18 protein-coding genes are annotated in these 20863 nt (G+C 64.4%); 13 read left to right on the top strand and 5 right to left on the bottom strand.

From position 1 onward, the window contains the following. Positions 1 to 22 precede the first annotated feature (22 nt). The 5 genes from AACH32_RS08370 to AACH32_RS08350 are packed head-to-tail and all read right to left on the bottom strand — an operon-like array spanning position 23 to position 5080. A complete protein-coding gene (locus AACH32_RS08370) occupies positions 23 to 1345 on the bottom strand; it encodes a DUF362 domain-containing protein (RefSeq protein WP_338606336.1) in 1323 nt (440 codons plus the stop codon). A 32-nt stretch (positions 1346 to 1377) separates the two neighbouring features. Next, positions 1378 to 2448, bottom strand: coding sequence for a phosphotransferase family protein (locus AACH32_RS08365; protein ID WP_338606335.1), 1071 nt, complete (start codon positions 2446 to 2448; stop codon positions 1378 to 1380). Further along, a complete protein-coding gene (locus tag AACH32_RS08360) occupies positions 2441 to 3160 on the bottom strand; it encodes a TetR/AcrR family transcriptional regulator (RefSeq protein ID WP_338606334.1) in 720 nt (239 codons plus the stop codon). The genes AACH32_RS08365 and AACH32_RS08360 overlap by 8 nt, the downstream gene beginning before the upstream one ends. Next, positions 3157 to 4365 (bottom strand): acyl-CoA dehydrogenase family protein, encoded by a 1209-nt coding sequence (locus AACH32_RS08355; RefSeq protein ID WP_338606333.1) that lies wholly within the window; start codon positions 4363 to 4365, stop codon positions 3157 to 3159. The genes AACH32_RS08360 and AACH32_RS08355 overlap by 4 nt, the downstream gene beginning before the upstream one ends. A 16-nt stretch (positions 4366 to 4381) precedes the next feature. Then, positions 4382 to 5080: a histidine phosphatase family protein gene (locus AACH32_RS08350; RefSeq protein ID WP_338606332.1), complete on the bottom strand. Its 699-nt coding sequence runs from the start codon at positions 5078 to 5080 to the stop codon at positions 4382 to 4384. A 146-nt stretch (positions 5081 to 5226) separates the two neighbouring features. Between AACH32_RS08350 and AACH32_RS08345 the strand changes: the two genes are divergently transcribed. The 13 genes from AACH32_RS08345 to AACH32_RS08285 all read left to right on the top strand — a co-directional run bounded on the left by AACH32_RS08345 (position 5227) and on the right by AACH32_RS08285 (position 20859). Then, a complete protein-coding gene (locus AACH32_RS08345) occupies positions 5227 to 6021 on the top strand; it encodes an electron transfer flavoprotein subunit beta/FixA family protein (protein WP_338606331.1) in 795 nt (264 codons plus the stop codon). After that, entirely contained in the window at positions 6018 to 7031 is a 1014-nt protein-coding gene (locus AACH32_RS08340) for an electron transfer flavoprotein subunit alpha/FixB family protein (RefSeq protein WP_338606330.1), read from the top strand. The genes AACH32_RS08345 and AACH32_RS08340 overlap by 4 nt, the downstream gene beginning before the upstream one ends. 144 nt (positions 7032 to 7175) lie before the next feature. Continuing rightward, on the top strand, positions 7176 to 7946 hold the full coding sequence (locus AACH32_RS08335; protein ID WP_338606329.1) for an enoyl-CoA hydratase/isomerase family protein: 771 nt from the start codon (positions 7176 to 7178) through the stop codon (positions 7944 to 7946). A gap of 59 nt (positions 7947 to 8005) precedes the next feature. Next, positions 8006 to 10066 (top strand): acetate--CoA ligase family protein, encoded by a 2061-nt coding sequence (locus AACH32_RS08330; RefSeq protein ID WP_338606328.1) that lies wholly within the window; start codon positions 8006 to 8008, stop codon positions 10064 to 10066. Between the two features lie 8 nt (positions 10067 to 10074). Then, positions 10075 to 11193, top strand: coding sequence for an NADH:flavin oxidoreductase (locus AACH32_RS08325; protein WP_338606327.1), 1119 nt, complete (start codon positions 10075 to 10077; stop codon positions 11191 to 11193). 81 nt (positions 11194 to 11274) lie between these two features. Beyond that, positions 11275 to 12660, top strand: a complete 1386-nt coding sequence (locus AACH32_RS08320) for a sigma-54 interaction domain-containing protein (protein ID WP_338606326.1) — start codon at positions 11275 to 11277, stop codon at positions 12658 to 12660. Positions 12661 to 12997: 337 nt separating this feature from the next. Further along, positions 12998 to 14161, top strand: coding sequence for an acyl-CoA dehydrogenase family protein (locus AACH32_RS08315; protein ID WP_338606325.1), 1164 nt, complete (start codon positions 12998 to 13000; stop codon positions 14159 to 14161). Between the two features lie 2 nt (positions 14162 to 14163). Then, positions 14164 to 15045, top strand: a complete 882-nt coding sequence (locus tag AACH32_RS08310; protein WP_338606324.1) for a 3-hydroxyacyl-CoA dehydrogenase family protein — start codon at positions 14164 to 14166, stop codon at positions 15043 to 15045. Between the two features lie 19 nt (positions 15046 to 15064). Beyond that, a complete protein-coding gene (locus tag AACH32_RS08305; protein WP_338606323.1) occupies positions 15065 to 16243 on the top strand; it encodes an acetyl-CoA C-acetyltransferase in 1179 nt (392 codons plus the stop codon). Positions 16244 to 16290: 47 nt separating this feature from the next. Continuing rightward, positions 16291 to 17790 (top strand): long-chain-fatty-acid--CoA ligase, encoded by a 1500-nt coding sequence (locus AACH32_RS08300; RefSeq protein ID WP_338606322.1) that lies wholly within the window; start codon positions 16291 to 16293, stop codon positions 17788 to 17790. A 108-nt stretch (positions 17791 to 17898) separates the two neighbouring features. Then, entirely contained in the window at positions 17899 to 18903 is a 1005-nt protein-coding gene (locus AACH32_RS08295) for a TRAP transporter substrate-binding protein (RefSeq protein WP_338606321.1), read from the top strand. Positions 18904 to 19028: 125 nt separating this feature from the next. After that, positions 19029 to 19538: a TRAP transporter small permease subunit gene (locus AACH32_RS08290; protein WP_338606320.1), complete on the top strand. Its 510-nt coding sequence runs from the start codon at positions 19029 to 19031 to the stop codon at positions 19536 to 19538. Between the two features lie 10 nt (positions 19539 to 19548). Then, positions 19549 to 20859, top strand: coding sequence for a TRAP transporter large permease (locus AACH32_RS08285; RefSeq protein ID WP_338606319.1), 1311 nt, complete (start codon positions 19549 to 19551; stop codon positions 20857 to 20859). The last annotated feature ends 4 nt before the right edge of the window (positions 20860 to 20863 follow it).

The following is a 20863-nucleotide window of genomic DNA, read 5'->3' as shown; positions in this document are numbered from 1 at the left end:
ATAGCTCCCTTTCTCGACCAGCCTAGGCGATGCTGAACAGGCTCGGGTCGAACTCGGGCTTGTCCTTGTAGCGTTTCATGAACATGCCGGGCATGCGCTCCAGGTTGGCGAAGAACTGGTCGTCAGCCATGATGCCCGCCTGGTGCAGCGCCTTGACGATCTGCTCCGGCTTGGGCGGGCAGCCCTTGACCGCGATCATCTCCTTGATTGACGGGTTGTCCTTGTGGGCCTGGTACATGCATTTGCCCAGCAGGATGGTTTTGTTAGCCCCCGGCCGGGGCTGCATGCGCTTGCCGGTGAGCACCTCCACCTCATCCCAGGGCTCGCCCTGCCAGCTCATGGCGATGGCCGAGAGCACCGCGCCGTTGATGCCCGAGCAATAGGTGCACAGGCTGTTGTCGTACTTGTAATAGGCAATACCGGCCATTCCCCGCTTGGCCATGGGCACCGGCAGGCACCCGTCCTCGGTGTAGGGAAAGCTCCAGGCGTGATACTTGGCGTGATCAGCCACCGCCTCGCCTTTCACTTCCACCGAATCCAGGGCCAGGGAACGGCCACGGTTGTGGGCCGCATGGACCAGGTGGGGCACGCCGGCCGGATCGTGGCCCAGCAGGTTGCTGCCCACGATGTCGGCGGCCAGCACGTCCCAGGAGGCCACCAGCAAATCGCGGCGGTGGATCAACCCGTCAAAGGCCGGGCCGTATTCCGAGGTGAAGGTGCCGTCAATCAGGGTCAAAAGCGGCGGCATGGGGTCGGCCAGGCGGGCGACGAAAAAGTTTAGATCCTTGTCCAAGTCCGCGTTGTGGCAGCGCTTGCGCGAGGCCACGTCGATCATGCCCTTGAGGTTCTTGATGCCCAGGCTCACCACGGTCTGGGCGTGGGTTTTCATCACCGGCAGGTCGATGACGAAATCGCTGGCCAGGATGTCCTGGTTGAAGTTGAGCTTCACCCCCTCGCCCAGGTCCACTTCCTGGAAGGGCCGCTGGAAGGTATCGATCACCTTCACCCCGTAGCGCTCGCGCAGCTTGGCATAGCCCAGGCTCTCAAAGGCATGGGCCGGGGTCTCGCTGTCCCGAAGATCGCTGACCACCATGCCCTCGCCAATGGTGATGTCGCTCACCCCCTGCTCAATCAGCAGGGTCACCACGTCGTTGACCAGACGGCTGGTGGTCACCACTCCCCACTTGGGGAAATCCACCGCCCTGGTCCAAAAGACGATGTTGGGCTTAATGAATACCTTGGCGTGGGCCGGAATGCGCTGCAACCCGCCGCAAAGCTCGATGGCCCGGCGCACCGGCTCCAGGGCCTTGTCATAACGCACCAACGAAACCAGGGGCTTGTCCATGATTCTCTCCTTGCCGATGGGGTCGGGCCGGCCTAGACCTCCGCGCCGTCCATCACCGCTTGACCCTTGGCCAAAAGCAGGCCCACCAGGCCCCCCAACACTGCGAAGCGCTGGTCCGCAGTCTGACCGTGATAATAGCGATAGTAAATCTGCTGGGCGATCACCGCCAAGCGAAACAGGCCGAAGCAGTAATAAAAATCCATGCGGTCCATCACCCGGCCGGTGAGCCTGCCGTAATACTCCACCGCCTGACGCCGGGTGAGACAGCCGGGCAGGTGGGTTATCATGGAGGCGTTTTGCTTCAAGGGAGGGGGATCGTCCTCTTGCACCCAATAGGCCAGGGTGCAGGCCAGGTCCATGAGCGGATCACCCAAGGTGGCCATCTCCCAGTCCAGCACCCCGATGATTTTAAGGGGATCGGCAGGGTCCAACACCACGTTGTCCAGCTTCAGGTCGTTGTGGATTACCGTGGCGGTGGGACTTTCCGGAGGCATCTCCGCGGCCAACCAGGCCATGACCGCCTCGCCGTCGGGCACGTCCGGGGTGCGGGCGGCGCGAAAGCGCTTGCTCCAGCCCTCTACCTGGCGTCGCACGTAGCCCCGGGGTTTGCCGAACTCGCCCAGCCCGGCGGCCCGGTAATCCACCGCGTGCAGCTCGGCCATCACCTCCACCAGGCGCTTGGTAAGCCGCTCCAACTCCGCCGGTCCGAACCCCAGCTCGGGCGGCAGGCTGCGGCGCAGGATTATGCCCTGGATGCGCTCCATCACGTAGAAGGGGCAACCCATCACCGCCGGGTCCTCGCTGTATACCAGAGGGCGTGGGCAATAGGGGAACACCGGGCGCAACGCGGTGAGCACCTTGTACTCGCGGCCCATGTCGTGGGCGGTCTTGGCCTTGGTGCCGTGGGGAGGCCGCCGCAAGACCATCTCCCGCTGGCCCACCCGCAAGAAATAGGTCAGATTGGAAAAGCCCGACGGGAACTGGCTGATCTTGAGTTCACCCTTAAGGCCGGGGATGCTGGAGCGCAGAAATTCATCCAACCGTCCGGCGTCCAGTTCCTCGCCCTGGCGTACCTGGGCGGCCCGGTCCAGCAAATCACTCATCGCTCGCCTCCCCCACTCCCGCAACGCCCAGGCCGTTGCGGCAATACCCCTGAGCCAGCCCCACCACGAAATCGGCGTAGCGGTCCACGCTCACCCGACGCTTGGCGTACTTCCAGCGCTTGAGGTACCAATCCTGCAACATGCCTTTGATCACCGCGGCGGTGAGCTGGTGATCCACCGGGGCGAAGACCCCCTGGCGCTTGCCCTGCTTGATCACCTCGGAGATGTAGCGCTCGGTGGCCATCTCCGCCTCCTTGGAGCGCTGCTTCTCCACCTTGCCCAAGTGGCGCGCCTCCATGTAGGAAAAGAAGAACCAGGGCTGCATGGCCTCGCTGAGGTAGATATGGGCCCGGATGGCCGAGGCCAGCTTTTCCGGCGGCGTCTGAGCGTCGGTCACCGCCTGGCCCATGACCCGCCGGGTGATGCGCCGCCCGGTCTCCTGGATCATCTCCAGCAAGGCCTCCTTGCCCGCAAAGTAATCGTAGAGCGCGCCGATGGACAGGCCGCTGGCCTTGCTCAGGTCGCGCATGGTCATGGCCTGGAAGCCCTTTTGGTTGCTCACCTTGAGAGTGGCCTCGAAGATGAGCTCCAGGTTCTTTACCGCGGTGTGCTCCTTCTTGGCCTTGATCTCCTGGCGGTGGGCGGCCAAGACCTCTTGGCAAAACTCCTCCTGGCTCAGCCTGGTCTGGCGTCTGAACTCACGGTAGGTCATGCCAGGCCGTGCTCCGCCGCGTATTGTTTGAGGATGCGCCGGGCCACCGAGACCTTGTGCACCTCGTCCACCCCATCGTAGATGCGCGCCGAGCGCTCGCCGCGATACCAGGAGGCCAGCACGGTGTCGTCGGTGACCCCCAGGCCTCCGTGGGCCTGCACCGCCCGGTCCAAGACCCGCTGCATCACCCCGGCGGTGTAGAACTTGATGAGCGATATGTCCTGACGGGCCTCCTTCTGCCCATAGTGCTCGATGCGCCAGGCGCAGTTGAGCACCATGAGCCGGGCGGCCCGCATCTCGGCGGCGCTCTCGGCTATCCAGGCCTGGATGATCTGCTTGTCGGCCAAACGCTGGCCCGGCGAGATTTCCCGAGTCAGGGCCTGGTGGCACATCATCTCCAAGGCCCGGTTGCAGATGCCGATCCAGCGCATGCAGTGGTGGATGCGCCCCGGACCCAGGCGCTCCTGGGCGATGACAAAACCGTGCCCCTCGGGGCCCAGCAGGTTGGCCTGAGGCACCCGGCAGGACTGGTAGAGTATTTCGCCGTGGCTGTGCCAGCCCGATCCCACGTGCCCCATCACCGGGATGTTGCGCACCAGATTGAAGCCGGGGGTGTCGGTGGGCACGATAATCATGGAGGCCCGCAGGTGGCGGGGCGCCTCGGGGTTGGTCACCGCCATGACGATGGCAAAGGAGGCGCCGTCGGCCGAGGAAGTGAACCACTTGTGCCCGTTGATCACGTAGTCGCCGCCCTCTTTGACCGCCGTGGTATCCATGAGCACCGGGTTGGAGCCGGGCTGCTCTGGCTCGGTCATGGAGAAGCAGGAGCGGATGTCGCCCGCGATGAGCGGCTTCAGGTACTTCTCCTTCTGCTCTGGGGTGCCGTACTTGATGAGGATCTCGATGTTGCCCGCGTCCGGAGCCTGACAACCGAAAACGAACACCCCCAGGGGGCTGCGGGCCAGGGCTTCGCACACCAGGCCGTAGTCCACCAGGCCCAGGCCCACCCCGCCGTACTCCTTGGGGTGCAGGGGAGCCCACAGCTCCATCTGCTTGACCATCTCCCGCTTGGCCGCGAGCGTGGGCATCAGCTCGTCCCAGGGGCGGTGTAAAAAGTCCTGCTCCAGGGGCAGCAGTTCCTTGTCCACGAACTCGTTGATGAGCTCCAGGATGGTCTGGGTGTCCTCGGAAATCTGAAAATCCATGGCTTGCCCTTTCGGCCTAGCGATAAGTGATCAGCCCCGGTTCCCGGCGCAACTCCAAATGGGCGGTTGAGTTGAACAGGGACAGGGAGAAATCGCGGTCGTTGTAGAAAAAGCTGCTCAAGGAGGCGTTCTTGATGACCCAGGTCAGGCGCAGGGCGGATTCGTCGCCCAGGCCCAGGGCCAGGCGCACGGCGGCGGAGATAGGGCCGCCGGAGGTGAAGGCCAGCACGGTCTTGCCCCGGCCGTTGTCCGCCCTCACCCGCTCCAAGGCCGCCCGGCTGCGGGCCAAAAACTCCGGCCAGGGCTCCCCTTGGTCCAATTGATAGCGCCCGGATATCCACAGACGCATGGCACGCTCGTAGACCACCTGGAAGGCCTTGCGGTCCTCATACATGCGCGGCAGGGCCTGGGCCACGGCGGGGTCTTCGGCCCGCATGGCCGGCAGCAGGGCCTGGATGATGGGCTCGGATTGATATTCGTTGAGCCCCGGTAATTCGGTAAGCGGCGGCGGATCGGGCAAGGCGGCCAGGGCCGCTTGGGCCGTGTCTTGCTGCCGGGACATGGTGCCGCAATAGGCGGCATCAAAGCTGAGGCCCAGCGCGGCCAGATGCTCCCCCGTGAGGGAAGCTTGCCGCCGCCCCAACTCGGAGAGCCGGTCGTAGTTGTCCTGGCCAAAGGAGGCCTGGCCGTGGCGCATCAGGTACAAGACGCTCATGTTTGTCGGGTTCTCTCCGGCCGTTGTGGTTTGCCTGGGTCGTGGCTAAATGTAGCCTCATTCCACTTTGCGATGCAACCTTTTTCCGAGCGATCGTTCGTTTTTTATTGGCAGGTGCTCCGCGATGGCCTACACTGGAGGCATCTTTGGCTCACAAGCGGGGGAAGCGTCTGGTCGTGCGGGTTCTGGTGTGCATAAAACAGGTGTGGGAGCCGGAAAGCCTTTTCAACATCCAAGGGGCCGAGCTGCGCCCCCGCCCTCCCCTGCGCCGCAAGATAAGCTCCTATGACGAACTTGCCCTGGAGGAGGCCCTGCGTCTCAAGGACCGCCTGCCCCACACCCAGGTGACCGCCCTCAGCGTGGGGCCGGAGCCGGTGGTGGAGGCCCTGCGCCGGGCCCTGGGCATGGGCGTGGACCAGGCGGTGCACCTGATCGCCCCGGAAACGCCGCCGCCCCGCCCGGCCTCCTTGGCCGCCTGGATCGCGGCCTATGCGCGCGAGCAAAGCTTTGACCTGATCCTCACCGGGGTCATGTCCGAGGACGCCATGCAGGGCGCGGTGGGACCCATGCTGGCCGTGCGCCTGGGCCTGCCCTTGGTCACTTCGGTGGTCAGTTTGGAAGTGGCGGGCGGCGCCCTGAAAGTAAAGCGGGAAATGGAGGGCGGACGCAGGCAAACCATGGCCCTGCCCCTACCCGGTCTGCTCACCATTCAGTCGGGTCCCGCCCAGCCCCGCTACCCTACCCTGTCGGCCCTGCTGCGGGCCAAGAAGACCACGCCCCTCACCCTGACCGCCGCCGAGTTGGCCGACCCAGTGACGCGTGAGGATATCCTGGCCCTGGCCCCGCCGGAAAAGCGGCGCGCCGGACTGGTGCTGGAGGGCGACCCGTCCCAAAAAGCCCAACGCCTGCTGGCCATCCTGCGCGAAAGGAGCCTGCTGTGAGCGCGCCGGGCCGGGTGGTGGCAATAGCCGAGCTGGGACCCGAGGGCCTGGCCCCGGTTACTTGGGAGGTGCTGGCCTGCACCCGCCGGGTGGCCGCGGCCCTGGGCCTGGATGCGGCGGCTCTGGTGGTAGGGCAAGACGTAGAATCCTTGGCGCAGGAAATGGCCTGTCGCTCCGGGCTCCCCGCCTGGGCGGTGGAGGTGGCGGGCCTGCACGGCTTCCACGGCGAGGCCCAGCGCCGAGCCCTGGCCCAGGCGCTGCCCCGGCTGGAGGCCCGGGTGGTGCTGGGCGCCCATTCCACCTCGGGCCTGGACTGGGCCCCGGCCCTGGCCGCCGAGATGGAGGCGGCCTACATACCCGGCGTGGAGGGGCTGCGGGAGGGCGGCGAGCGTCTGGGCTTTTGGCGGAGCGCCCACTTCGGCAAGCTGCGCGAGGCCCTGGCTCCCGCCACCTGGCCCCTGGTGCTCACCGTGCAGGCCGGGGCCTTTGCCGCCGACCCGCCGGAAGAGGCCTCGCCCGGCGCGGTTGAAGTGCTGCGCCTGGAGGCCCTCCCCTGTCGCACCGAAGTGCTGGCCCTAAAGGAAGGCGCAGGGGCCGACGCGGGCCTGGGACGGGCCCAGGTGGTGGTGGCTGCCGGGCGGGGCGTGGGTAAGGAGGAAAACCTGGGCCTGCTGCGCCGTTTGGCGGGCCTGTTCTCCTCGGCCTCCCTGGCCGGCTCCCGGCCGGTGTGCGACCTGGGCTGGCTGGGCTACGGCCAACAAGTGGGCCAGACCGGCGCCACGATCACCCCCCGCCTTTACATCGCCTGCGGCATATCAGGAGCCCGGCAACACGCGGTGGGCATGCAAGGCTCGGGCTTCATCGTGTCCATCAACAGCGATCCCCAGGCGGCCATCTGCAACCTGGCCGACGTGTGCGTGGTGGAGGATCTGAGCGTTTTCCTGCCCGCGCTGCTGGAACTGGCCGAGCCCGCCACCGCCGCAAACCACGATCCCGGCCAAAATGGTTGACCGTTGCCTTGCGGAGCAAAATGACTTATATCAACCAAGGCGCTTGGGTTTGTAACTTTGGAATTTTAGTAGCCATGGAGTCGGTCGCGGCCTTGACCGGTCCAACCAGTTTGACTCCGGGACCCGCATAAGGATGAAACGAGCATGGAACTTATTTACGAAAAGAAAGAACATATCGCGCTTTTCACTTTGAACCGCCCGGAGGTATTCAACGCCCTCAGTCCGGATTTGTTCCGGCGGCTGCACGAGGCCTTTGAGGACTTTGCCCAAGACCCGGAGCTGCGGGTGGGGGTAATCACCGGCGCGGGCGAAAAGGCCTTTTGCGCGGGAGCGGACGTAAAGACCTGGCTGCCGTTCGTTAAACAGTGCCGCGAAAAACCGTGGCTCATGCCCACCACCCCCTTGCGGGGCATGCAACTGGACAAGCCCCTCATCGCGGCCATCAACGGGGTGGCTTTGGGCGGCGGCTTGGAGATGTGCCTGGCCTGCGATCTGCGGGTGGCATCGGAAAAGGCCCGCTTCGCATTCCCCGAGGCGCGCCTGGGCATCCTGCCCCGCCTGGGCGGCACGGTGCGTCTGCCCCGGCTGGTAGGCAGCGCCTGGGCGGCGGAAATGATGTTTACCGGCAAACCCATCGATGCCCAGAAGGCCTTGACCATGGGCCTGGTCAACCGGGTGGTGCCGCCCGAGGAGGTCCTGGACACGGCCCTGGCCCTGGCCGGAGAAATCTGCCAGTGCGCTCCCCTGGCGGTGCAGGCCATCAAGAAGAGCATGCAGCGCAGCGTGGGCATGTCCATCGACGAGGCCCTGTGGTGCGAAAACGCGCTGGGCATGCCTCTTTACGACACCGAGGATTACGAAGAAGGGCGCAAGGCGTTCATGGAAAAACGGCCGGCCAACTTCCAGGCCAAGTAACTTCCAGGCAGGGTGACCAACGGCGCCCCACCCGTCCCCAAGCGAAAGAAAGCCCGACCATGGAATTTTTTTTCGACCCCTCATCCATAGCCGTGGTGGGCGCCAGCCCCGAGCGCACCGGCAACAGCCTGCTGTTCAACGCTACGCTCAACCAGGACGTGGCCATATATCCGGTCAACCCCAAACACGCGGAACTTGCCGGCCTGCCCTGCTACCCCAGCGTATCGGACATTCCCCACCCGGTGGAGATGGCCATCCTGCTGGTGCCGGCCCGGTTCACCCCCCGGATCCTGGAGGAATGCGCGGCCAAGGGGGTGCGCGGGGTGATGATCCAGAGCGCCGGCTTCGCCGAAACCGGCGATGAGGGCCGCGGGCTGCAGGAGCAATGCGTGGCCATCGCCCGCCGCGCGGGCATGCGCCTGTGGGGGCCCAACTGCATGGGCCTGGTGGACGTGCCGGGCCACAAGTTCTTCACCTTCATGACCCCCAGCATCACCCAGGTCCTGCCCCCCAACGGCACGTTGTCCCTGGTGGTGCAGAGCGGCATGCTCTCGGCCGGGTTCCTGGCCGACCTGGCCACCCGGCGAGGCATCGCGGTGAACAAGGCCTGCTCCATAGGCAACAAGTGCGACGTGGACGAATGCGACGTGCTGGAATATCTGCTGGCCGACCCCAGCACCAAGGGCGTGGCCCTGTACCTGGAGTCCATGCCTCGGGGGCGGCGCTTCATGGAGTTGGCCGAGGGGGCGAGCAAGCCCCTGGTGGTGCTCAAGTCGGGACGTAGCGCCTCCGGGGCCAAGGCCGCCCTGAGCCACACCGCCAGCCTGGCCGGCAACGCCCGGCTCACCCAGGGCCTGTTGCAGGCAATGGGAGTGGGCACGGCGCGGGATTTCCACCAGCTGGTTGATCTGGGCCGGGCCTTGTCCATGGTGCCCGAGGCGCCCCAGGGCAAACAGGTGGCGGTGCTCACCTTCAGCGGCGGGGCGGGCATCCTCTCTTGCGACCTGCTGGAGGACAAGGGCCTGTCCATGGCTGAGCTGTCTCCTGAAACTCTGCGCGATCTGGGCCAGGTGTTCCCCGCCTGGATGCCGCCGGGCAACCCCGTGGACCTGTGGCCGGCCATGGAACTGCACGGGCCGGGCCCCACCCTGGACCACGCGGTGCAAGCCGTGTCCCGCGACCCCAACGTGGATATGGTCTTGATCCACGCCTTTTTGGGCGGGACCCAAGGTGAGGTCAATCTGGCCCAGTACCGGCAAATCCTCGCCTACCAAGGCAAGAGCATGTTCATTTGGGGGTTGGGACTGGACCAACCGGTGAAGCAATTCGAGGCCCAGGCCCAGGCCCAAGGGGTTCCGGCGTTCGGCGAACTGGCCCGCGCCGTGGATTGCCTGGCCGCGGTTTGCCAAGGCCGGGCCGATCACCTCTCGGCTCCTCGCCCGGAGGCTTCCGGCAACCCCCTGCCCTCGGACCTGCCGCCCATTCGGGGAGTGTGGGACGAGTATCAGTCCAAGCGCCTGCTCAGGGCCTGGGGCCTGCCTGCCGTGGCCGAGGAGGTGGTAAGCGAGCAGGATCAGGCCCTGGCGGCTGCCGAGAAGCTGGGCTGGCCGGTGGTGCTCAAGGGCCTGATGCCCGGCGAGGTGCACAAGAGCGAGCTGGGCCTGGTGCGCTTGAACCTGGACGGCCCGGCCAGGCTGGAGCAGGAGTTTGCCCGCCTGAGCGAGGCCATGGGCGGGCAAGGCGCCCTGCTCTTGCAGGCCCAGCGCAAGCCGGACTACGAGCTGATCGTGGGTTATGTCAAGGACGCCCAGTTCGGCCCCTGCGTCATGCTGGGGGCGGGCGGAGTCACCGCCGAGCTGGAGCCGGACGTGGCCTTTGAAATGGCCCCGCTGGACCCGCCCCGGGCCCTGGCCATGCTGGAGCGCCTGCGCCTGGCCAAGCGCTTCGCCGGTTTCCGGGGCGAAGCACCCTTGAACCGCCGGGCCTTGGCCGAGCTGATCTGCCGCCTGGGCGACCTGGGCGCCTCCCATCCGGCCATCTCCCAGGTGGACATCAACCCGGTGGCCGTGTGCCAGGGCGAGCCCCTGGCCCTGGACGCCAACATCGTTTGGGAGACCTAGATTTGGGCATGCTGTTCAGTCCATTCACCATCAAGGGCCTGACCCTGCCCAACCGCCTGATGCGCTCGGCCACCTTTGAGCAGGCAGCGCAAAAGGACGGCGAGGTCTCTCCGCGTGAGCTGGCCATTTACCGCGATTTGGCCCTGGGCGGGGTGGGCCTGATCGTCAGCGGCATCGTTAACGTCTGCGAGGCGGGGCGCATCTCGCCTAGACAGAACTCCCTGAGCCGCGACGAAGACATCCCCGGCATGGCCGGCCTAGCCCGCGAGGTGCACGAGCAGGGCGGCAAGGTGGCGGTGCAGCTTTTTCACGCCGGGCGCGAGGCGGCGCGCCGCCACGCCTGGCAAGGCGGCGGCCCGGCGGTGGGGCCCTCGGCCTCGGAGGGCGAAGGTCATTTCCCCTATCCCAACCGGGCCCTGCGCGAGGAAGAAATCCTGCAAGTGGCGCAAGACTTCGCCACGGCGGCGGGGCGGGCCCGGGAGGCCGGTTTCGACGCGGTGCAGGTGCATGCGGCCCACGCCTATCTGCTGGCCCAGTTCCTCTCTCCCCACGCCAACCGCCGAGAAGACCGCTGGGGCGGTAGCCTGGAAAACCGGCTGCGCCTGCACTTGGAGGTGCTGTCCGCCATCCGGACCCAGGTGGGGCCGGAATTCCCGGTGATGTTCAAGCTGGGCGTGGCCGACGGTTTTCCGGGCGGCCTATCCTTGGAGGACGGCCTGCGGGCGGCGCAGCTTTTGGCCCTCGCGGGCTGCGACTGCCTGGAGATTAGCCAGGGCCTGCGGGGCGAGAGCTACGCCCAGAGCGAGTTCCGCACCAAGGTGGACCGACCGGGTAATGAGGCCTATTTCCGTGCCTGGGCCGCGGAGGTCAAAAAACGGGTGGCCGTGCCGGTGGCCGCGGTGGGCGGGGTGCGCACCCCGGAGATGGCCGAGGAGATTTTGGCCCGTGGCGATGCCGACTTGGTGGCCCTCAGCCGTCCCCTTATCAGCGAGCCCGGCCTGCCCGCCCGCTGGCAAAAGGGAGACCGCCGGAGGGCCCGCTGCGTCTCCTGCAACAAGTGCTTCGAGCAGATCATGCAGGGCCGCTACATCGCCTGCGTCCTGGACCGCAAGGACACCAATTCATAGAAAGCTGGTTTGCCTGATGCCGCCGAAGGGCCGGTTTGCTAAAATCTAGGCACCAAACCCTGTGAGAACCGAGCCATAGGCATGGTCAAGCTGGCCAAAAACCCCATTCCCCATGAACTCCTCTGCGCCCTGCTGGAGTCGCCCCACGAGTCCATCATCCTGGTGGACAAGGAAGGCATCGTGCGCTACATCAGCCACGCCGCCGCCAAGTTCTATCAGGTGGACGACCAGGACATAGTGGGCAGCCACATCCACAAGCTCAACCCCCAGAGCAGGCTGCCCGAAGTCATAAAAACCGGCCGGGCCGAGGCGGGTTCGGTGTTGCGCATGAAGGGCAAGGAGCGCATCATCGCCCGCATCCCTCTGCGCGACGCCGAGGGCAACGTGGTGGGCGCCTTTGCCAAGCTGGTGTTTTGGCACATGAAGCGGGCCAAGGAATTGGTGCGCCAGACCGAAGTGTTGGAAGAGCGCCTCACCTACTACGAAAAGGAGTTGCAAAACCTCTATTCCAGCCGCTACGACCTGCAACTGGTGGTGGGCGAGTCGCCGCCCATTCAGGACGCCCGGCGGGTGGCCACCCAAGCGGCCCAATCGGACCTGAGTCTGCTCATCACCGGGGAGACCGGCACGGGCAAGGACCTTTTCGCCCACTCGGTTCACCGCATGAGTTCCCGCCACGACAAGCCTTTCGTCAAGGTGAACTGCGGGGCCATCCCCCAGGAGCTATTCGAATCGGAGCTTTTCGGCTATGAGGCCGGGGCCTTCACCGGGGCCAGCCAAAAAGGCAAGCCAGGCAAGTTCGAGCTGGCCGACGGGGGCACCATCTTTCTGGATGAAATCGGCGAGATGCCCCTGGCCATGCAGGTCAAGCTGCTCAGGGTCATCCAGGAGCAGGAGGTGGAGCGCCTGGGGGCAACCAAGCCGCTGAAGCTGGATTTCCGGGTGATCGCGGCCACCAACCGTAACCTCAAGGTCATGCTAAAGGGCGGTACCTTTCGCCAAGACCTGTACTACCGGCTCAACATATTCCATCTGCACACGCCGCCGCTTCGTGAAATCCGTCGGGATATCCCCCGCATGGCCTATCAGATTCTCTCCAGCCTGCGCACCGGCAAGCGGGTACTGCCCGCCAAGATATCTCCGGAGGTCATGCAACTGCTCATGTCCTACGACTGGCCTGGCAACGTGCGCGAGCTGCGCAACATCCTGGAGCGGGCCGCGGCGGTGGCCGGCGGAGAAGCCCTGCAAGAGGAACACCTGCCTCCCGACTTCCTGGAAAACCTGAGTCATGCTTTCCGAGGCAGCGGTGCACCGCCCAACCTCAAGCGAGCCCGGGAGCTGGCCGAAAAAGAGGCCATCAAGCAGGCCCTGGAGTATACCGGCGGCAATCGCACCCAGGCCGCCGAGCTCTTAGGCATCCACCGCACCGGGGTGCACCAAAAGATGAAAAAATACGGCCTGGAATAACTGTAGCAATTTTTATACTAGTAGTGTTTTTTATACACAAACTGGTTTATTCCTCTGCCACACGACCTAAAGCAATTAATTAACACCTTAATTTCCTCCTTACGCTTTTAATCGATTGTATTGTTTTTTATACACTGACTAATTCCGGCTCATTTTCCCCGGCCTGGCCCGCCAAAACTATTTCTTCCTTAAGCATTTAATTACAGCTAGTTAGACAATTTATTGCAGGTCAAGGCAAGCTGGCATGGTGGTTGCTCTATAAGGGCATGGAATTGCCCGTCACGCAACAATCAACCGAGGCCGCCCCCTGAGCCTCCCTCTCAATAGGAGTCATGCAGTGGACTTTGAAATACCTGAAAACCTACGCCTCATGGTCGACACCGTGCACCGGTTCGTCAAAAAAGACTTGGAGCCCATCAGCCAGCAGGTGGATGACGAGGACCGCATCCCCGAGGAAATAGTGCAAACCATGCGCGAGCTGGGTCTGTTCGGCCTGGCCACCTCCGAAAAGTACGGCGGCTTGGAGGTCGGCTGCCTGGGCGAGTGCCTGGTCTATGAGGAGCTCTCCCAGGTCAACGCCTGCTTCCGCACCCGCATCGGCACCAACAACGGCATCGGCTCCCAGGGCATCGCCATCGACGGCACCGAGGAGCAGCGGGAGAAATACCTGCCCAAGATGGCCTCGGGCGAGTGGATCGGCTGCTTCGCGCTTACCGAGCCCGAGGCCGGCTCCGACGCCTCCAACGTGCAGACCACCGCCGTGTTGGAAGGCGACACCTGGGTGCTCAACGGCCGCAAGCACTTCATCACCAACGGCGACATCGCCGACTGCTCCACGGTCTTCGCCCTAACCGACCGCGCCAAAAAGGCCCGGGGCGGCATCACCGCTTTCGTGGTGGAAAAGACCGACCCCGGCTTCTTCGTGGGCACCATCGAGCGCAAGATGGGCATGCGCGGCTCCCACACCTGCGAATTGATCTTCGATAACTGCCGCATCCCCAAGGACCGGGTCATCGGCGGCGATGCCATGATCGGTCAGGGCTTCAAGACCGCCATGAAAACCCTGGACAAGGGCCGCCTGACCATGGGCGCCTCGGCCCTGGGCTCGGCCCAGAAGCTGCTTGACCTATCAGTAGACTACGCCCAGCAGCGGGTGCAGTTCGGCAAGCCCATCGCCGAGTTCCAGGCCATCCAGTTCATGCTGGCCGAGATGGCCACCCAGATCTACGCCGCCCGCCAGATGCTCTATCACGCCGCCTGGCTGCGCGACACCCGGGGCACCTCGGTGATCAAAGAAGCCTCCATGGTCAAGCTGTTCTGCACCCAGATGGCCAACCGGGTGGCCGACATGGCCGTGCAGATCCACGGCGGCATGGGCTACATGAAGGACTTCCCGGTGGAGCGCTTCTACCGCGACCTCAGGCTGACCCGCATCTACGAGGGCACCGACGAAATCCAAAAGGTGGTCATCGCCCGCAACCTGCTCAAGGGGGGCAAGTAGCCATGGCGGTGCAAAAGATCTTCATCGTGGGCTCGGGCCTCATGGGCAGCGGCATCGCCCAGGTGTGCGCCCAGGCCGGCCTGCAGGCCACCTTGAGCGACGTGAGCCAGGAGCAGCTGGACAAGGCCGTCAAGAACATCGCCTGGTCGGCGGGCAAGCTCATCGAAAAGGGCAAGGTGCCGGGCACCCTGGACGAGGTCATGGGCCGCATCTCCACCTCGGTGGACCTGGCCCCGGCCGCCGAGGCCGACCTGGTCATGGAGGTGGTGTTCGAGAACCTAGAGGTGAAAAGAGAGGTCTACGCCAAGCTCAACCCGGTGCTGAGCCCGGATAGTTTGGTGGCCAGCAACACCAGCGCCATTCCCATCAGCGAGCTGGCCTCCCACGTGGACAACCCCGAGCGCTTCCTGGGCATCCACTTCTTCTCCCCGGTGCCCATGATGCAGGCGGTTGAGGTGATCCGGGGCACCATGACCAGCGATGCCGCCTTTGCCGCGGGCCGCGAGTTCGTGCTGTCGATCAAAAAAGAGCCCATCATGGTCAACCGCGACGTGGCCGGGTTCGTCATCAACCGCATCAACTTCCCCTCCACCATGGAGGCCATGCGCCTGGTGGAGCAGGGGGTGGCCTCGGTGGAGGACATCGACAAGGGCCTGCGCCTGGCCTCGGGCCGCAAGATGGGCATCTTCGAGACCGGCGACATGGTGGGCCTGGACGTCACCTACGGGGCGCTCATGGCCATGTACCAGGAAACCCGCGAGGAAAAATGGTACCCGCCCTTTTTGCTGCGCCGCAAGGTGAAGGCCGGCCAGTTGGGCCGCAAGACCGGCGTGGGCTGGTACCGCTATGACGACAAGGGCAACCGCCTGGGCCCCACCGACTAACCAGCTGGAGCATAAGACCATGCCGGAACCTGTTATCATTTCCGCCGCCCGCACCCCGGTGGGGCGCTTCGGCGGCACCCTGAAGGCGGTCACCGACGACGACCTGGGCGCCCTGGTCGTCAAGGAGGCGGTCAAGCGGGCGGGCGTTGAGCCCGGCCAGGTGGAAGAAGTCTGCCTGGCTCAGCAGTACCGCACCGGAGCCCTGCCCCCCAACGTCGCCCGGCCCATCGCGGTGCACGCCGGCATCCCCATACCGGTGCCCGAGTACACGGTGTCCCACGCCTGCGGCGGCTCGCTCAAGACGGTGTTTTTGGCCGCCCAGGCCATCAAGGCCGGCGACGCGGGCCTCATGGTGGCCGGAGGGGTGGAACACATGTCCAACGCGGCCTACCTGGTGCCCAGCAACCGCTGGGGCTCGCGCCTGGGTCACGCCAAGATGATCGACCAGTTGGTGCTCTACGATCCCCTGAGCAACAACACCATGGGCGAGACCGCCGAAAACGTGGCCGAGCAATACCGGATCAACCGCGAAGACCAGGACGCCTTCGCCCTGTCCAGCCAGCAGAAGACCAAGCGCGCTTTAGAAGCGGGCGTGTTCACCGACGAGATCGTGCCGGTGCCCATACCTCAACGCAAGGGCGATCCCGTCATGTTCGCCATTGACGAACACCCCCGGCCCCAGACCACGGCCGATGACCTGGCCAAGCTCAGGCCGGTGTTCAAAAAGGACGGCTCGGTCACGGCCGGCAACTCCAGCGGCATGAACGACGGCGCCTCCGCCGTGGTGGTGGCCTCGCGAGAGCGAGCCCAAGAGTTGGGCTTGAAACCCCTGGTGGCCATCCTGGGCTACGCCACGGTGGGGGTCGATCCTTCCATCATGGGCATCGGCCCCATCGACGCCACCCGCCAGGTGCTCAAGAAAACCGGCCTGGCCCTGAGCGACATCGACATTGTCGAGTTGAACGAGGCTTTTGCCAGCCAGTCGCTGGCCTGCATCCGCGAGCTGGGCCTGGACCCGGACAAGGTCAACGTCAACGGCGGGGCCATCGCCCTGGGCCACCCCATCAGCGCCACCGGCGGGGTGATCCTGACCAAGCTCATCTACGAAATGAAACGCTCCGGCAAGGAACTGGGTCTGGCCACCATGTGCGTGGGTGGAGGCATGGGGGTGGCTTTGTTGGTGAAAAATCTGGCCTGAACATAACGACCCCGGGCTTCGGCCCGGGGTTTTTCGTGGGGTATGCCTTGAATATAGCCAAGCTGCTGACCGACACCGCCGCACGAGTCCCCGGCCACGTCGCCGTGGACTTCAACGGCCAAACCATGACCTACGGGGAATTCGACCAAAAAACCGACGCCCTGGCCTGGGGCCTGAAGCAAAAGGGGCTGGAGCCGGGCCAGGTCTGCGTGCTCATGATGCCCAACTCTTTGGACTGGGTTATCTGCTACTACGCCCTGGCCAAATTGGGCGCCGTGGTTTTGCCGGTGAATTTCCTCTACCGCACCCAGGAACTCAAGCACATATTCAGCGACTCCGGGGCTCGGGCCTTTATCGGCCACGGCCAATATCTGGAGTACGCCGGAGCGGTGCTGGCGGGGATGCCCCAGATAGACATCCGCTGCGCCACCGGACCGGCCGCCCAGGGCTATACGCCCCTGAATGAGGTGCCCCGGGAGCAAGGCCCCTACCCCGTGCACCCGGCCCAGGACGACGACACCTGGGCCATCATCTACACCTCGGGCACCACCGGCCTGGCCAAGGGGGCCATGCTCACCCACCGCAACCTGTCCAGCAACGCCACCACCATCGCGGACATGCGCCAAACCGATCCCAAGGTGACCAGCCTGGGCATGCTGCCCCTTTTCCACATCTATGGCCAGACCTCCAGCCTCAATGCCTCGGTGTATTTGGGCATCACCCTGCGCCTGTGGGAGCACTTCGAGCCGGATGAGACCTACGCGGCCATAGAGGAGATGGACGACACCATCCTCATCGCGGTGCCCACCATCTTCAACCGCCTGGCCGAGATGGCCGTCAAGCGGCCCCTCAAGCGCTCCTCCCTGCACTATTGCATCAGTGGCGGAGCCTCGTTGCCCGTGGAGGTGATCAAGCGTTTCGAGGCGGGCTACAGCACCACCATCTACGAGGGCTACGGCCTCACCGAATGCTCGCCGGTGTGCGTGGAGAATCCCTATGGCAAGGCCACCAAGCCCGGCTCCATCGGCCTACCCATCCCCGGCTTCCAGGCCAAGGTGGTGGGCGAGATGGACCAGGAGGTCCCCCAGGGCCAGGTGGGCGAGCTGATCGTCAAGGGGCCGGGCGTGATGAAGGGCTACCTCAACCAGCCCCAGGCCACGGCGGACACCCTGCGCGGCGGCTGGCTGCACACCGGTGATCTGGCCCGCAAGGACGCCGACGATTACATCTACATCGTGGACCGCAAAAAGGAGATGATAATCCGGGGCGGCTACAACGTGTACCCCCGGGAGATCGAAGAGGTGCTCTACCAGCACCCGGCGGTGTTGGAGGCGGCGGTGGTGGGTCAGGCCCACCCGGACCTAGGCGAGGAGGTGGCGGCCATGGTGGTGCTGCGCGAGGGAGCGGCGGCCACCCCCGATGATATTCGGGCCTTTGTGAAGGAGCGGGTAGCGCCCTACAAATACCCCCGCATCGTGCGCATCACCGACGAGCTGCCCAAGACCCACACCGGCAAGGTGCTCAAGCGTTCCATCAGGCTCGACTGATTTTCCGGCGAGAGCCAAGGGGTTCGCGCCTAAGCATATGAGGAGAGAGTGCTTAACAGGAGAGACCGGCAGGGCGCTGACCGTCCCCGGCGGAAAGGGAGTTAGAACATGGCCCGTAGATTTTTGGCACTGTTCATCGGAGCGTTGATGGTGCTGGGTTTGAGCGGTCTGGCCCAGGCCAAGACGCTGAAGTTCCAGTGTGTGTATCCGGAAACCGCTTACGTGGGACAGACCACCACCTTCTTCGCCGAGCAGGTCAGCAAAATGACCAACGGCAAACTCAAGATCAAGGTGTTCTGGCCCGGCCAGCTGGTCAAATCCCGCGAGGCCCTGGAGTCGCTCAAGAGCGGCATGATCGACGGCTACTCCGGTTCCTTCCTCTACTTCACCGGCGTATTCCCCGAGGTCAACGTGCAGTGGCTGCCTTTCAACTGGTCCAGCCCGGCCGAGGCCAAGGACATCCTGGTGAACAAGGGCTATCACAAGGTCTTCGCCGAGGCCATGTCCAAGCACGGGGTGACCTTCCTGGGTTCCATCTCCGTGGCCACCATGGGCCTGATGACCAAGTTCCCGGTGCACAAACTGGCTGACCTCCAGGGCAAGAAGATCCGCGCTTTCGGTCTGGAGGCCCTGATCGTCGAGGCCCTGGGCGCTGCCGCCGCGGCCATTCCCGGCGCCGAGCAGTACATGGCCCTGCAGCGGGGCACCGTGGACGGCACCGACTATCCTTGGTACACCCTGAAGAAGTACAAGCTCTACGAGGTGCTCAACTACGTGAGCGACCCCGCCTTCCACACCCCCGGCGTGGTGGAACTGGCCATCAACACCAAGGTGTTCGAGTCCTTGCCCAAGGACCAGCAGGAAGCCGTGCGCAAGGCCGCCGTTATGGCCCAGGACCGCAGCTTCGACATGAGCCCCAAGTGGGACCAGGAAGCCATCGACTTCGCGGCCACTAAAGACGTGAAGATCATCAAGCTGTCCAAGGAAGAGTTGGGCATCTGGATTCAGAAGCTCATGCCCCTGTATGAGCAGACCGCCAGCAAGTCACCCTACTGCCGCAAGCTGGTGGACATCATCAAGGCCAACCTTAAGGCCAAGGGCGTCAAGTTCTAGAAACCTCCGTCCGGTCGGGAGCGGTTCGCGCCGCTCCCGGCCCGGCGGCACTTGCCTGCCCCCGCCGCCGGGCCGCCCAACCCACGCCCCAGGCCACCGGCACCCCGCGCCTCTGGAGAGAGCATATGCAAGGCTTCGCTCGGGTCATCCGTTCCCTGAACCAGGTAATGGGCTTTATAGCGGCCCCACTCATCGGGGTGGTGGCCGCCATCGTGCTTTATGAGGTCATCGTCCGCTACTTCTTCCACGCCCCCACCTCCTGGGCCCAGGAGGTGTGCGAATACCTGCTTTGCGCCTTGGTGATGTTCGGTAGCGGCTACACCCTCAGCCACTATGGGCACACCAGGGTGGACATCCTCTATTCCCACATGAGCGATCGCACCCGGGCCAAGGTGGAGATCTTGGTGGGGCTTCTGTTGATTCTGGCCACCTCGCCCATCATCTGGCTGGGCTCCAAGGTGGCCATCGAGGCCTTCGTGGTGGGCGACACCTCCAGCTCGGCGGCGGCCCTGCCCTTGGGCCCGGCCAAGGCCACCGTGCCCCTGGGGGCCATCTTCCTGCTGCTGCAGGGCCTGTCCAACGCCGTCGAGAACCTCGATTTTCTAATCACCGGACGCGAACCACACCAGGGCTAAGAGGTCATTCATGGAAACCTGGCTCCTCACGCTCATCGTCTTTTCTGCCCTGGTGGTTTTGCTGGCCATCGGCATTCCCATCGCCTTTGCCATGCTGGCCATCGCGGCGGTAGGCATCTACTTCACCTGGGGGCCCCAGGGCCTGCTGGTGCTTTTCAACACCGCCTACGCCGAGGGCACCAGTTATCTGCTGCTGGCGGTTCCGCTGTTCATTTTCATGGCCAACATCCTCAAGTTCTCCGGCCTGGCCGATAAGCTCTACGAGGTGGTCTATCGCTGGATGGGCGGCCTCAGGGGCGGCCTGGCCATGGGCACGGTGGTGATCTGCGCCATCTTCGCGGCCATGGCCGGCATCTCCAGCGTGGCCACCATCTCCATGGGCCTCATCGCCCTGCCCTCCATGTTGCAGCGCAACTACAACAAGGTGATGGCCGTGGGTTGCATCAACGCGGGCGGCGCCTTGGGTATTTTGATCCCGCCCTCCATCCTGATGATCCTCTACGGCAACATGGCCGAGGTGAGCATCGGCCGCCTCTTTGCCGGAGGCATGTTGCCCGGCATCTTGCTGGCCATCATCTTCGTGGTCTACATCGGGGTGCGCTGCTTTTTCCAGAAGAACCTGGGCCCGGCCATCACCGAAAAATACAACTGGCGCGATAAGTTCCGCTCCCTAAAGGGCGTGGTTTTCCCCATCGGCCTGGTGGTGCTGGTGCTGGGGGTCATCTACACCGGCGTGGCCACGCCGACCGAGGCGGCGGGAGTGGGCGCCGGCGGCGCGGTGCTCACCGCGCTGATCCATCGCCAGCTCACCTGGGCCCGCATGTGGCAGGCCCTCAAAGACACTCTGCGCCTAACGGTAATGGTGTTCTGGATCATCATCGGCGCGGTGAGCTTTACCACCTTTTTGGCCTACGCCGGCATTCAGGACATGCTACAAGAGGCCATCATGGCTATGGAGATAAACCGCTGGATCATCCTCATCGCCATCCAGCTCATTTTCTTCGTGCTGGGCATGTTCCTGGACCCGGCGGGCATCATCCTGCTGACCACCCCCATCTTCGTGCCCATCATCAATCAACTGGGTTTCGATCCCCTGTGGTTCGGAATCTTGTTCATCATCAACATGGAGATGGCCTACATCACGCCGCCCTTCGGCTTCAACCTGTTCATCCTCAAGAGCGTGGTGCCGCCGCAGATCAGCATGGCCGACATTTACCGGTCGGTGGGCCCCTTCGTGCTCTTGCAGGCCATCTGCCTGGCCATGGTCATGATCTGGCCGGAGATAGCCACTTGGCTGCCCTCGATCATGGTCACCAAGTGAGGCG

Origin of the sequence: Desulfoferula mesophila, assembly GCF_037076455.1 — a bacterium.
GTDB lineage: Bacteria > Desulfobacterota > Desulfarculia > Desulfarculales > Desulfarculaceae > Desulfoferula > Desulfoferula mesophila.
The sequence above is the reverse complement of the archived record's forward strand: the minus strand, read 5'-3'. Positions and strand labels throughout refer to the sequence as shown.